The organism is Coprococcus sp. RTP21204st1_G4_RTP21204_210225, assembly GCF_040915385.1.
Taxonomy (GTDB): domain Bacteria; phylum Bacillota; class Clostridia; order Lachnospirales; family Lachnospiraceae; genus Allocoprococcus; species Allocoprococcus comes.
The window spans coordinates 134,234-147,550 of the sequence record NZ_JBCPDP010000008.1 but is presented as its reverse complement, the minus strand read 5'-3'; the positions used below and the strand labels follow the sequence as shown (position 1 = coordinate 147,550).

General features: G+C 42.7%; 12 protein-coding genes. 1 reads left to right on the top strand and 11 read right to left on the bottom strand.

Features of this window, described 5'->3' with window-relative positions; genetic code table 11:
* Positions 1–132: 132 nt before the first annotated feature.
* The 5 genes from miaB to AB5213_RS09805 are packed head-to-tail and all read right to left on the bottom strand — an operon-like array spanning position 133 to position 5,034.
* The gene (miaB, locus tag AB5213_RS09825) at positions 133–1,581 is read right to left on the bottom strand and encodes a tRNA (N6-isopentenyl adenosine(37)-C2)-methylthiotransferase MiaB (RefSeq protein ID WP_055260696.1); all 1,449 of its coding nucleotides are present in this window, start codon (positions 1,579–1,581) and stop codon (positions 133–135) included.
* 15 nt (positions 1,582–1,596) lie between these two features.
* A complete protein-coding gene (locus tag AB5213_RS09820) occupies positions 1,597–1,776 on the bottom strand; it encodes a DUF4250 domain-containing protein (protein ID WP_022220898.1) in 180 nt (59 codons plus the stop codon).
* A 17-nt stretch (positions 1,777–1,793) separates the two neighbouring features.
* Positions 1,794–2,333, bottom strand: coding sequence for a DUF5662 family protein (locus AB5213_RS09815; RefSeq protein ID WP_008375346.1), 540 nt, complete (start codon positions 2,331–2,333; stop codon positions 1,794–1,796).
* The gene (locus AB5213_RS09810; protein WP_368276640.1) at positions 2,330–4,051 is read right to left on the bottom strand and encodes an alpha-amylase family glycosyl hydrolase; all 1,722 of its coding nucleotides are present in this window, start codon (positions 4,049–4,051) and stop codon (positions 2,330–2,332) included. Before AB5213_RS09810 ends, AB5213_RS09815 begins: the two co-directional genes overlap by 4 nt.
* Positions 4,042–5,034, bottom strand: a complete 993-nt coding sequence (locus tag AB5213_RS09805) for a sugar ABC transporter substrate-binding protein (RefSeq protein ID WP_368276639.1) — start codon at positions 5,032–5,034, stop codon at positions 4,042–4,044. The genes AB5213_RS09810 and AB5213_RS09805 overlap by 10 nt, the downstream gene beginning before the upstream one ends.
* Positions 5,035–5,163: 129 nt before the next feature.
* On the opposite strand from AB5213_RS09805, the gene AB5213_RS09800 reads away from it, so the two are divergent.
* Positions 5,164–5,478, top strand: coding sequence for a DUF1292 domain-containing protein (locus tag AB5213_RS09800; RefSeq protein WP_008375343.1), 315 nt, complete (start codon positions 5,164–5,166; stop codon positions 5,476–5,478).
* Here the strand turns inward: AB5213_RS09800 and AB5213_RS09795 are convergent, their stop codons facing one another.
* The 6 genes from AB5213_RS09795 to grdC form a co-directional block, all read right to left on the bottom strand.
* Positions 5,479–7,341, bottom strand: a complete 1,863-nt coding sequence (locus AB5213_RS09795; protein ID WP_368276638.1) for an ATP-dependent helicase — start codon at positions 7,339–7,341, stop codon at positions 5,479–5,481.
* A gap of 99 nt (positions 7,342–7,440) precedes the next feature.
* Entirely contained in the window at positions 7,441–8,898 is a 1,458-nt protein-coding gene (gene gltX / locus AB5213_RS09790; RefSeq protein WP_022220902.1) for a glutamate--tRNA ligase, read from the bottom strand.
* Positions 8,899–9,037: 139 nt separating this feature from the next.
* Positions 9,038–9,562: a threonine/serine exporter family protein gene (locus AB5213_RS09785; protein WP_368276637.1), complete on the bottom strand. Its 525-nt coding sequence runs from the start codon at positions 9,560–9,562 to the stop codon at positions 9,038–9,040.
* Positions 9,563–9,580: 18 nt separating this feature from the next.
* Positions 9,581–10,342, bottom strand: a complete 762-nt coding sequence (locus AB5213_RS09780; RefSeq protein WP_368276636.1) for a threonine/serine exporter family protein — start codon at positions 10,340–10,342, stop codon at positions 9,581–9,583.
* A 247-nt stretch (positions 10,343–10,589) separates the two neighbouring features.
* Complete coding sequence (gene grdD, locus AB5213_RS09775) at positions 10,590–11,744, bottom strand: glycine/sarcosine/betaine reductase complex component C subunit alpha (RefSeq protein ID WP_008375325.1); 1,155 nt, start codon at positions 11,742–11,744, stop codon at positions 10,590–10,592.
* A gap of 18 nt (positions 11,745–11,762) precedes the next feature.
* A complete protein-coding gene (gene grdC, locus AB5213_RS09770) occupies positions 11,763–13,301 on the bottom strand; it encodes a glycine/sarcosine/betaine reductase complex component C subunit beta (RefSeq protein ID WP_055247420.1) in 1,539 nt (512 codons plus the stop codon).
* Positions 13,302–13,317 lie beyond the last annotated feature (16 nt).

Below are 13,317 nucleotides of genomic sequence, written 5' to 3'. Positions count from 1 at the left end.
CTTACTCTTTCTGAACATGAAAATACCCCCATATAGGACTTTTATATTTCATTGTCCTATATGAGGGTAGCATATCAAAATCTCTTACATAGCATGAGCGTTTCTTTTGGATTTTATCACAAATCATTGGATTTATTTACAGAGTTCTCCCATATAATAGAAGCCTTTTGCCTCTTTTAAGTAAACTGTCACGATCTTACCGATCATGCTTTCATCTCCTGGGAAATGTACCAGGAGGTTGTTGCTCATTCGTCCTGTCACCAATGACGGATCATGATCATTGACACTTTCTACCAGCACATCCTGTGTGGTTCCCTGATGTACAGAGCATACTTCCGCCGAAATCTGTTGCACCTCTTTTAAAAGACGTTCAAAACGGTCTTTTACCACGTCGTCAGGAACCTGATCTTCCATTGCTGCCGCAGGGGTTCCTGTTCTCTTGGAATAGATAAAAGTAAAGGCACTGTCATAACGCACCTGTCTTACAATATCCAGAGTATCCTGGAAATCTTCCTCTGTCTCCCCAGGGAATCCGACGATAATATCCGTTGTAAGAGAAATATCCGGCACTGCTTCGCGGATCTTTCTTACCACCTCAAGATAATGCTCCTTGGTGTAATGGCGGTTCATCTTCTGCAGGATCCTGCTGCTTCCTGACTGAACCGGAAGATGCAGATGCTTGCAGATTTTCTTGGAATGTGCCATTACATCAATCAGTTCATCTGATAAATCCTTTGGATGGGAAGTCATAAAGCGGATTCTCTCCAGTCCTTCAATCTTCTCAATCTCCTGAAGAAGCTGTGCAAATGTCATCGGCTCTTCCAGATTCTTTCCATAAGAGTTTACATTCTGACCAAGGAGCATAACTTCTACCACACCATCTGCCACAAGTCCTTCAATCTCGCGAATGATATCTTTTGGATTACGGCTTCTCTCACGTCCACGCACATACGGTACGATACAGTAGCTGCAGAAATTGTTACATCCGAACATGATGTTAACACCGGATTTGAAGGAAAATTTACGTTCGCTCGGAAGATCCTCCACAATCTTATCGGTATCCTTCCAGATATCGATCACCATTCTCTCAGATTCAAATCTTGTCACAATCAGTTCTGCAAATTTATAAATATTGTGAGTTCCAAAGATCAGGTCAACAAACCGATAGCTCTTCTTGATCTTCTCTACAACAGTCGGTTCCTGCATCATACATCCGCAGAGTCCGATGAACATATGCGGATTCTTTTTCTTCTTTGCACCAAGCTGTCCCAGACGTCCGTAAACACGCAGATTCGCATTTTCACGGACAGTACAGGTGTTGTAGATAACGAAGTCTGCTTTCTCTTCATCCGGCTCTTCCTTGTATCCGATCAGTTCCAGAACTCCGACCAGCTTTTCGGAGTCACGAGCGTTCATCTGACAACCGAAAGTCGTCACGCAAAAAGTCAGATCTCTTCCGATCTCCTGTGCTTTTTCGCTTACATACTTCCGCGCTTTGGCAATGTAATAGTACTGTCTCTCCGGCTCAGTGACCGGAGCTTCTTTGGTAAGATCTATTGCATCAAAATCAATATTATTCATATGTTATTAACCTCTCTATACAAACTGGTTCAGCCCTGCATCATATTCATAATCAATGGATGCCAGTTTCTCTGTCAGTTCTTTTTTCTCAATCTGCATCTCCTGGCAAAGAGTATCCAGATCTGTATAAAAATCCCGTAATTTTGTATTGACCACACTCAGAAGGATCATTGGATCCTTTGGTAAATCTGCCATGTTTTTATCCTCTTTTTCTAATAATCTCTCGTTTTCAACACGGTATTCCGGATATAATCAAAAGTTTTCTCTTCCCCATCTGCCGCGAGCATATAGAGAAGTTCTTCCAGAAGTGCCCTGGTATCCTTATGCATCCAGTCCCCTGCAATACCGTGAAGATAATATTCAAGCGGTGACGTATCCGTATATTTATCTTTCATATAAATCTTGGATGCTGCGATCCGGTCCATTAACATCTCGACCACATACTTTTTGGGCATCTTCATCCCGGTAAGCATTGGTTCCCCTTCCAGTCCGTAGTCAATCCAGTATTCATAATGATGTTTATTGCGCCCTTTATGGTGCAGCCATGCCGAAGAATAACCCTTTTCTTCTCTTTCTGCGTTATTCGGACTCCGGTTTCCCTGGAAATACCTGCACCCAACCCAGAACTCCGCCGGAGAGTACTTCGACATATCATGCAAAAGTCCCTGTCTGTAAAGTCCTACCTTAAAGCAGTTCTTCATAACCAGATATTTGTGATGTGTTATGGTGCAAAAATGTTTCCAGATTTTCATTCTTTAGCCTGCCTTCCAACAAAAACTTTGATCGTTCGCTCCTCCAGCTGAACCTTCTTATCTTTTACCGGAACTGCTTCTTTTTCATCCAGGACTCCTTCTTTTGTCCCTGCTATGCACACCCATTCCATTCCTTTTGGAAGGGAAGGAAGTGCAAATGAATGCGAAAGCCAGTGCATATTATATGCAATATAAAAGTCCTTCTCTCTACTTTCTTCATGATAGAATACACCAAGCTGTCTGCTTGCACGCCCTGCCGGCATCTGCCACGCATCCTCCCCATGATAGGAAATCTGAGGGATTCCGCTTCTGCCCATCGTGTCTTCTGATTTTTTCGCTGTCTGCTTCATACAGGCTTTGCGAAGTGCAATCAGTCGACATACAAATGTATATAATTCTTCCTGTCTGGAAAGCTGGTTCCAGTCAAGCCATGATATCAGATTATCCTGACAGTATGCATTATTATTTCCTTTCTGGGTATTCATAAATTCATCCCCGGAAAGGATACACGGCATTCCCTGTGCAAATAAAAGTAAAAAGAACGCATTAAATATCTGATTCTTCCGCAACTCGTTAACCGCCTTTTTCCGGCTGTTCCCTTCTGCCCCACAGTTCCAGCTGTAATTGTAATCCGGACCATCCAGATTATTCTCACCATTTGCTTCATTGTGCTTTCCATCATAGGAAACTACATCACAGAGCGTAAATCCGTTGTGGCTTGCAATATAATTATACAGCTGTGTATCCTGATTCTTCAACTGGCAGATCACATCCCGGATCATGCCCTCATCTCCCTTTAAGAAACGGCGCATCACATTCTGGAATCCGTCTTCTTTTTTGAGGATCTTACTTTTCGCAAGCACAGGATCCTTTGCAAGTTCATCCGGATTGCAGATATATGGATTCACAATAAATCCATCCACATGATACTGCATCACCCAGTAACGCAGGCAATCTAAAATCAGAGAAAACGTAGTTCCCTCTGTGAAAGGCATCTCAAGAATAACTTCAATCCCTGCAAGATGCATCTGACGAACAAGTGACTTCATCTCATTCACCGGATCTCCTGCCGCATATGATGCTTTTGGTGCAAAGAAATATGCTTTTCCATATCCCCAGTAATTCACATGCCTCTGATTCTCATCAAATTCATAAACCGGCATCAGATGGATCTGGTTAATCCCCAATTTTTGAAGATAGGGCAGTTTCTCCGTAACTCCGTCAAACGTTCCTTTGTGTGCGACTCCGGACGAACTGTGTTTTGTAAATCCACGGACATGAAGACTGTAGGCGATCACATCTTCCTTTTTCAGATGCGGAAATTGCGACTTTCCCCAGTCAAATGTATCTGTTACGATCCGGGTACGCAGTTTTCTCTTTTCCTTTCCCTTTGACACAGACCAGTGTTCTCTGCCTGAAAATGCTTTTCCATATGGATCCGGAACTATCTTTCCACCGATTTTATAACAATATTCATAATCTTCCGGTTGTTCCAGCACAACGGAGAGAAAGTGCAGATTTCCTGCCACATCAGAGTATGGCATCTCCTGTGAAAATGCTGAAGCCCTGGCACCTTTTTTATAAATGATCAGTTCACATGTCTGTCCTTCCGGAACTGCTACCGAAAAATTCACTGTCTGTCCTTCCACAGTACATCCCTGTGGAAACGGAAATCCCACTGCTGTCTTCATATCCACTGTTCCCCCTGTTACTGCCATCCATCAACTCCATACATATCTACATTCGAGGCATCAATAAAAAATACATCCAGATACGTTGTCTTTTCATAATCATCCCCGTTTAAAATAGCAAAACCGATTTTGGCCGATTCTTTTCCGAGTTTGATCGGTGATTGCGCACTTGTTCCGCGAATCAGGGAATCCGTCTTCTGAAGTTCTTTTTTCAGATCCGGAGAACCATCTACCCCGTAAATCTTTACATCAGTAAGACCGGCTGTTCTTGCTGCAACCAGTGCCCCAAGCGCAATCTGGTCGTTCCCGCACATTACTGCCGTAACATCCTTATTCTCTGCAAAAATCTTGTTAGCTGCTTCTCTTGCCTCGTTCAAATCTCCACTGACATCTGCTCTTCCTACAATCTCAAATCCCTTTCCGGCAATTGCTTCCTCAAAGCCTGTAATTCTCTCTACAATAGAATTCTGTGTAAGACCTTCAAGAATTACAATCTTTCCACCATCCGGACTCTGCTGTATCAGATCTTCTCCACAAAGCTGTCCGGCAGCTTTATTATCCGAACCAATATAGGCATCAATATAATCCGTATCCTTAACTTCCGTATCAATATTGATGATCTTAACATCGGCTTCCTTAAGCTCTTCCAGAGCAGGTGTGATCGCATCTCTTGATACCGGACACAGAAAAATGGCATCCAGTCCGTCTTTGATCATCTGATGGATCTGCTCGATCTGGGTGTCTACATTCAGTGCCGGATCTTTTGTCACCAGCGTACTTCCCTGTGCTTCGACTGCTTCTCTCAGTGCCTGCTCAAGTGTAATATAGTATGGATTTTCCATGGTAATACAACTAAATCCAAAACGATAGCTTTTTGCCTCTTCCTTGCTGTCATCGTCCTCTTCTGCTATTGCATTGTCCTGGCTTGTCCCAACATTCTTCTTACAGCCTGCAGTCATGCCAATACAGAGAACCATCACAAGAAAGATAGAAAAAATCTTTTTCTTCATATAGATAAACCTCCCTGAAACCTTTCTTTTATTGTATCTTTTTTACCGCTAATGTCAATACTTTTCCCCTTGCAAATATCCCCATACTCTGTTAGAGTGATAGTATCAGATTGAAAGGAGAACTGAACAATGGAAAAGGAACATAATCTGCTTGAATCCGATGTTGTCACACTGACACTTGATGACGATGTGGAAATCGAATGCGCCATTATCACAACTTTTAATATGGATTCTACCGAATACATTGCACTTCTTCCGCTTGATGAAGACGGTGGAAATGAGGACGGAGACGTATGGATCTATCGCTTTATCCGTGATACCACAGGCGGCTCCGATCATGATCTTCAGAATATCGAAGATGATGATGAGTATGACCGCGCTGCGGATAAGTTTGATGAATGGCTTGATACACAGGAATTTGAAGGCTTTGATATTGAAGAATAATTATTTTATTCTCTGACCTAAAAGCTCTTCCACAAAACGGGACGGTTTGATACTGTTCCCGTTTTTTTGTGTAATATAGGAAATACAGAGATTATTCTTCGCACGGGTTAATGCTACATAAAAAAGTCTTCTCTCTTCTTCAATCTCGTCTTTCTTTTCTGCCTTCTGATGCGGAATCTCACCCTCATTGGCATGGATCACAAATACATCCTCAAATTCCAGTCCTTTCGATGAATGGATTGTCATCAGCTGTACCTTATTTTCCCGCTCTCCTTTGATCTTCCTTGCCTTTGCCTGCTGTTCTTCCAGCTCCTGCGTATATTTTGCAATATGGATTTCCCATTCATCATAGGATTTGAAGTTTTTACTCCTCTCCTCAAGCTCTGCCATCACATCCATCAACTGCTTCCACGAAATCTGATGTTTTTCGGCATATTCTTTCAGGAAATCATCATATCCGATCTTTTTTCGGATATACTGGATTGCCGCATAAGGTGCCATATTCTTCATCATACGGACATCCACATCAAACTGGTCAATAATATCCAGCATCCAGTCCTTATCGCAATAAAATTTACGCAGCTCCTCAAAATTTACCTGCCGGTTCTCCATACTGTTCCGTGCCAGATACCTGAGTGGTCGGTTACAGATCGTCAGGAAAAGCGACCTGTCCCGCTTTCCTGCTGCCAACTGCAGATATGCCATCATATCTTTTACAATAAAATGCCTGTAAAAATTGGTCACATAATCTCGCATTTCAAACGGGATACGGTGTTCGCTTAATATTTCCGAAATCATTCGCGCCTGGACTGCTGCCCGGAAAAGTACAGCAATTTCTCCCGGCTTTATTCCCTGATCCAGTTTTTTCTGGATCTCTTCCGTTACATACTGCGCCTCTTCCTGTTCATCCAGGACTTCCTGCACATGAACATTCTGTCCTCTTCCCCGAAATGACTGTACACGCTTGTAAAAACGGGTATCATTATGCAAAATCACTCTTGCCGCTGCTCCGGTAATAAATTCGGTAGAACGATAATTCACCGTCAGCGAAATGGTCCGAAGTGACGGGAATTCCTGCTTCATATAAAGCATCAGCTCCGGCTTTGCTCCACGAAATCCATAAATGGACTGATCATCATCCCCGACTACAAACAAATTGTACTTCGGTGCTGCAAGCATCCGGATCACTTCATACTGCACACGGTTGATATCCTGGAATTCATCGATCAGGATATACTGAAAACGCTTCTGCCATCCTTGCAGAATCTCCGGCTTTTTCCGGAAAAGTGCATAACACTGTACCAGCATATCATCAAAATCAAATTTTTTCAGTTCTTTTTTCTGATGCTCATAGCTGCGGAACACTTCTGCAAACTCATCTTGTGTAAGATACTTACTGTGAAAATCTTTCAGATGACAAAGTCCGTTCTTTACCATGCCGACTTCCCGCAGAAGTTCTCTCACCAGTTCCTCTTCATCTTCTACTTCAGGTGTTGATTCGATATTGGTCTGGTCTAAGACCTCCTGTAAAAGTACAGAGGACTCTTTTTCAGACATCAGATTATTCGCACCAATCCCATAGGCACATTTTAGAATCCCATAAAAAATACTGTGAAAGGTTCCAAACGTTACCGGATAATTTTTTCCGGCAGTCAGCCTTTCAAAACGTTCTTTCATTTCACGTGCTGCATATCTTGTAAAAGTAATTACAAGAATCTGATCCGGGCGTACTCCACTCTCCTCGATCAGATAACGGATACGTTCTGTGACAATAAGCGTCTTTCCCGAACCCGGAGGTGCCAGCACCATACACGGTCCATTCCCGTGCTTTATCGCTTCATCCTGTCCTCTGTTTAGTTTCATGAACTCCCCTTCTCATATGTAATACAACAGAACGGATTCCTCTTCCGCATTACGCGAAAAAAGAAATCCGTCCCCCATGCATACTTTTATATCTGTATATTATCTGCTTAATAATTCTATTGCATTCTTGATTCTTTCTACAGATTCTGCCTTACCAAGAACTTCCATGATCTCAGTCGCTCCACCCGGAGTATTCTGCTTTCCTGAAACTGCAGTTCTTACCGGCCACATCACATATCCGTTCTTATAACCTTTTTCTTCTGCAAATCCCTTCAGCAGCCCGAATAATGCGTCATTACTGTAATCATCCCATGCTTCCAGTCTTGGAAGAATTTCTTTTAATACTTCCAGAGAAGTCTCTTCGTTAGTCTTCATCTTCTTATGGCAATACATTGCAGTATCATATTCCGGAACAGCTTCAAAGAAATCAATCTGGTCTTTGATATCCGGAAGGATTTCGATACGGCTCTTGATCAGAGACGCAATCTTTTTCAGATCATAATCCTTTGTGATCACTTTCTTGATATACGGCTCTGCAAGTTCATAGAATTTATCAAAATCCATAGCCTTCAGATATTCCCCGTTCATCCACTTCAGCTTATTGATATCAAATACAGCCGGTGATTTGCTCATATGATGATAGTCAAATGCTTCAACAAGTTCCGGCAGTGAAAAGATCTCTCTGTTATCCTGCGGACACCATCCAAGAAGTGCCACATAATTTACAATTGCTTCACTTACAAATCCCTGATCCAGAAGATCTTCGTAAGAAGAATGTCCACATCTCTTGCTGAGCTTTTTGTGGTTCTCATCTGTAATCAGCGGGCAATGTACATAGACCGGTACTTCCCATCCAAATGCTTCGTAAAGACGGTTGTACTTCGGTGCTGAAGAAAGATATTCATTTCCTCGGACAACGTGTGTAATATTCATCAAATGATCATCAATAACGTTCGCAAAATTATAGGTCGGATATCCGTCTGATTTGATCAGGATCATATCATCCAGTTCCTCATTCGGAACGGTAATATCTCCATAAATTTCATCATGGAAAGTTGTGGTTCCCTCTGTCGGCATATTGATACGGACAACATATGGCTTTCCGGCTGCAAGGTTTGCTTCTATCTCTTCTTTACTCAGATGCAGACAATGCTTGTCATAATTCACAATCTGTGTTCCATCCTCTGATACAGAAGTCTTCAAAGATTCCAGACGTTCTTTATCACAGAAACAGTAGTATGCATCTCCCTGTTCAATTAACTGCTTAGCATACTTCATGTAAATTCCTGAAGCCTGTCTTTCACTCTGAACGTATGGTCCGACACCGCCATCTTTATCTGGTCCTTCATCATGAACAAGGCCTGTCTTCTCCAGTGTTCTGTAAATAATATCCAATGCACCTTCTACATATCTTTCCTGATCTGTATCTTCAATACGGAGCATAAAATCTCCGCCTTCATGTTTTGCGATCAGGTATGCATATAATGCAGTACGCAAATTACCGACATGCATTCTACCTGTCGGACTAGGTGCAAATCTTGTTCTGACTTTTTTCATTTTAGTGTTCCTCTCTTTAACTTCTGTTTTATTTTCACTGTGAAAATAGACTATTCACAGTTCTCTATGACATTCTAATATATGTTCATCTTTATAATACTAACACATTCCCTTTTTTACTTCAAGCATTCCGAAGCCACTATTTTTCCCGTTTTTCTGTATTTTGCGGTTCCTCAGCTCCAGGAACGATCTTACGGACGTACTTCATGGAATTCTGCTTCCACTCACTCTTCTGAAAAGCCTGGAAAAAGGTATCCACGACAAAAATTGCAAGAGAGATCACGCCTGCGATCTCCAATGTCTGGATCAGATAAAATTCGGACATCGCCTCGTTCCCGTCGATCAGATAATGAACCGTCTGGTACATCTCGTTTCCGGGAACAGTCGGAAGAACCCCGGCAATCAGAAACAACGTAACCGGTGTCTTATAAACTCTCGCAAAAATATGCGAAACAACCGCAGCTGCAACTGCTGAATATAAAGATGCCATCACATCTCCTCTGCCAAAATGTATTGCAAGCAGATAAACAAATCCACCAATTGCTCCTACAATACCAGCCTGAAGAACAAAGCGGCGCGGAACCTGAAGGAGAACCGCAAAACTGTAAATAGATAAAAACGCTCCAAATACCCGGATGATCATTTCAAAAACAGTACTGTTCATTTTTTACTCTCCTTCCTGCTAAAAAATCTTTGTGCAAAGCGCCAGCCCAATACCAATTCCAATTGCAATCCCAAGTGCTTTTAAGAAAGCTTCCATCACTCTTGCACCACCGGAAAGATAATCCCCCCGCAAGGTATCCCTGACAGCATTGGTGATTGCCATTCCCGGTACAAGAGGCATGAAACTTCCTATCATAACAGTATCCATATTCATCTGATCACCCAGACCTTCTTTTAGAAGGCAGCAGGCAAATGCAACACCAAATCCTGCGAAAATATCCTGAATAAATGGGTGAAATTTCAGATCCTGTCCCGCTGATACAAAGGCAACAAGAAAAAGTCCTACAACGATGGCTGCCCCGGTATCTGCAATGGATCCACCAAAAAAAATTGTAAATCCCACACCAACCCCTATCATTGCCAGGTTGGTTGTCTTGCGGCTGAACTCGAACTGTTTTAACATCGAAAGCTTCTCATATGCCTGCTCTAGTGTCAGATCATCTCCACAATACTGCCTGGAAATCTCATTAACATCTACGACGAGCTTTAGATTGGTATCCCGTTCTTCTACTCTCTTTGTAACAGTAACTGCCTTTTCGTTCTCCAGTTTGATCGTCGCGGAAATTCCGGTCATGATCACCAGAACTTCTGCCATCTCGATGTGATCCGCCGTCTTCAGTATATGATGCATGGTATCTTCCACACGATACGTTTCCGCTCCGCTTCGCAGCATTATTTCACCGGCAAGCATCGCCGTTTTCAGTAATAATTGCGTATCCATGACTTTCTCCCTCTCACTTTTTCGGATTTATAACTGTCATGATACTATTTCCTATTCTAAAAATCAACCAAAAATTTTTCCGTACACAAAACAGTTCAATCATTACTGTTCACAGTATCTGTGACAAATAATGTATAATCTTTCTGCAAAAACAGTTTTTCGCAAGGAAAAAGGCTTCCCGGTCTTATGACCGGAAAGCCCATCTTCCTGAATTAGAGTGAGAGTGTTTATAAAAAGGCAGATTTAATTAGTTAATATATCCGCTCTTTTTCAGTTCTTCCTCAGCTTTTGCAAGGTTAGCGTCAGATACACGAATGATTGGTCCGGTGCATCCCATTCCGCTTTCTGCATAGATGCCGAGTTTCCACAGTACTTTAACTGCGTCTTCCAGATCCATAACTTCAATACCTGGAATCTGTGCTGTAACGACTTCCTTCGGTGGCTCTTTTACTTCTTCTTCAGCCGCTGCCGGTTTCTGAGAAGCTTTGTGCTCATCAAGGATTTCTTTTAATCCAGCTTTCTTAACAGCTGCAAATTCTTCTTTCGCTACTTCAAATACTTTTCCTCTTACCAGCTGTGCTGCGTAACGGATTGCATTTGCAATAACCGGTGCTCCGGATGCTCTGGATACGATCATGACAAGCTGTTCATATCCTTCTCCGATTCCTGGTCCATATCCAAATCCTGTAGCTTCAAAGCTTCCGCCTGTTGTGAAAGAAGAAAGCATTTTCACCATGATATTTCCTGTGAGGGAATCTGTTACCATGATGTCCGGGGATGCCTGAAGGACGTCATTTCCTCTCATAACGCATCCGCCATCTGCTCTTCCTGATTCTGCAAATTCGATCGGATACCCGTTCTCCTGCAGTTTCTTCAGAGCTTTCTCTGTCTGACGTGCACCGTCTACATTCAGGATACCAACGGTCGGATTCTTCTTGCCACAAGCTTTTGCAGCGATGATTCCGTAGATCGCATTTTTGATCATTCCTTCAATACGGTCTGTGCTGGATGTTCCTGTTGTATTAGCGATGAACATTTCTTTTGCAGTTGCCGGTGTTACACAGCGTCCTACTGTAGATACACCGATCGGGAATGGGAAGTGCATGGTTACTGCTGCATCTACTTCTCCATTCTTCAGCATTTCTTCCATCTTATCATGACCTTCTTCATCGTTAGCCACTTTAACAGTTGTAACGCCTTCTGCTTCTAATGTTCCGATATAATATACATCAATTCCGTCTTTTGCCGCTTCAATTGCCGCTGCCATAGAGTTTTCTTCTCCATGTTCGCTTCCCATTCCGGTCAGTGCAACTTTCGGGCGCTTTCCGAAGCTTCCTGTCTCCAGTCCCTGCGCCATCTCCATAAAGGTGTCGGCAATCATTCTTTCAATACTATTTGCCATTTTGTTTGTCCACCTTTCTTATTCTTCTGTTGCCATGAGTGATGCTGCAAAATCTTTCATTGCTTTTGCAATCAGTCCTTTTACTTCTTCTTCTGATACACCACTGTTATCTTCTGCACCGGTATTTGCCTGGATTACGAAAGATACACCATCGAAGAGGTTGGTCATACGTCCAAGGAACAGACTTCCTTTTCCGATGATCATGACTTTATTGATCTTTCCAGCAAGGATATCTTCTCTTGCAAATCCGATGTACGGTACACCTGAAGGAATATGTCCCTGAGTCGGAGCCCATCCTGTCAGTCCGTGTTCTCCTGCGAAGCTTGCAAGTTCTTTTCTATCAAGTTCGCCTCTCTTAACTGCGAGAGCTGCGATCATCTTGTAGTTAGCAAGCGGTACATCTCCGGCTCCTGCCGGTTTTGTGATATCCGGGTTCTGCATTTCCGGAGAGAATTTATCGATATCTGTGATCTTAAGTCCTGCTCTTTCCAGTGGATCAGCTACAAGGCTTCCTATTACGTTCTGCGGAGCACTTCCTGTTCCTACTGTATGGCGTCCAAGGATATCCAGGTTGATTTCCGGGTTTACACCATCGTTTTCTGCGATGATTACACAGAATCCGCCAAGGCAGTCTTCCAGGATCGGAAGACCTTTCTTTACATGGTCTTTACCGTTCATACCAAGTTTTGCTGTACAACCACCAGCTGTTACAGCTACACATTTGTATGCGCCTGATTTTACGAGAGCTGCTGCTTCGATCAGTGCGTGAGATGGTCCGGCACAGAATCCACGGGAGTCAGAACCTGTTGCGTTCAAAAGTCCTGCAACTTCAGCTGCTGCTTTCGCAAAGTTACCACCACCACGCTGGTTCATATCACCACAAGCTTCTTCTGCACAGTCGATGACATACTCAACGTCTGTCTTTTCGATTCCTGCGTTTCTTACACCATAGAGGAGGGCGAGCACGCTGGATGCCTTACTCATAATGTTTTCATGCATAACATGAGCTGAAAGGTTTGCATCAATGTCATGCGCTCTCTTTACACAGCCTACCAGTTTGTTTTCATGATACAGACCTTCAGCATGCTCTTCATTTACAAAGTGTTCGATTTCTGAGATTTCAAATCCCTCGATTACTTTTTCTACGATATCATCTGTGATGATCGGATCTGCTGCAAATTTTTCTTTTGTAGCTGCTACAAATCCTTTTTCAAGCATAACAACTTCAAACATGTCGCATGCCTGAGCTAAAAGAAGGAATTCGTCTTCCGGCATGATTTCACCGTATTTTCCGTAACGCTCTGCACCTTCTTTTACTTTATCGTAGTAAGGAAATTCAACCTGGGCAAGGTCGTCCGGTGTTGCATTTCCAATATATACCTGATTCGGCCAATAATTTACACATGTATCATATGACCGAAGATGATCTCTAAGTTCTTTTAAATATTCTGATTCCGGATTAACAACTCTTTCTGTTGTCTGTGTTGTTCCGTTGTAAACTACCATTTCCGGGGTATGTACGAGTACATATCCTGCTCCTTTAATTACACTGTTCATCGCTGGTTTCCACCTT

Coding starts and splice junctions, on each gene's coding strand:
- miaB (WP_055260696.1), bottom strand. CDS start 1,581: ATGAATAATATTGATTTTGATGCAATAGATCTTACCAAAGAAGCTCCG.
- AB5213_RS09820 (WP_022220898.1), bottom strand. CDS start 1,776: ATGGCAGATTTACCAAAGGATCCAATGATCCTTCTGAGTGTGGTCAAT.
- AB5213_RS09815 (WP_008375346.1), bottom strand. CDS start 2,333: ATGAAAATCTGGAAACATTTTTGCACCATAACACATCACAAATATCTG.
- AB5213_RS09810 (WP_368276640.1), bottom strand. CDS start 4,051: ATGGCAGTAACAGGGGGAACAGTGGATATGAAGACAGCAGTGGGATTT.
- AB5213_RS09805 (WP_368276639.1), bottom strand. CDS start 5,034: ATGAAGAAAAAGATTTTTTCTATCTTTCTTGTGATGGTTCTCTGTATT.
- AB5213_RS09800 (WP_008375343.1), top strand. CDS start 5,164: ATGGAAAAGGAACATAATCTGCTTGAATCCGATGTTGTCACACTGACA.
- AB5213_RS09795 (WP_368276638.1), bottom strand. CDS start 7,341: ATGAAACTAAACAGAGGACAGGATGAAGCGATAAAGCACGGGAATGGA.
- gltX (WP_022220902.1), bottom strand. CDS start 8,898: ATGAAAAAAGTCAGAACAAGATTTGCACCTAGTCCGACAGGTAGAATG.
- AB5213_RS09785 (WP_368276637.1), bottom strand. CDS start 9,562: ATGAACAGTACTGTTTTTGAAATGATCATCCGGGTATTTGGAGCGTTT.
- AB5213_RS09780 (WP_368276636.1), bottom strand. CDS start 10,342: ATGGATACGCAATTATTACTGAAAACGGCGATGCTTGCCGGTGAAATA.
- grdD (WP_008375325.1), bottom strand. CDS start 11,744: ATGGCAAATAGTATTGAAAGAATGATTGCCGACACCTTTATGGAGATG.
- grdC (WP_055247420.1), bottom strand. CDS start 13,301: ATGAACAGTGTAATTAAAGGAGCAGGATATGTACTCGTACATACCCCG.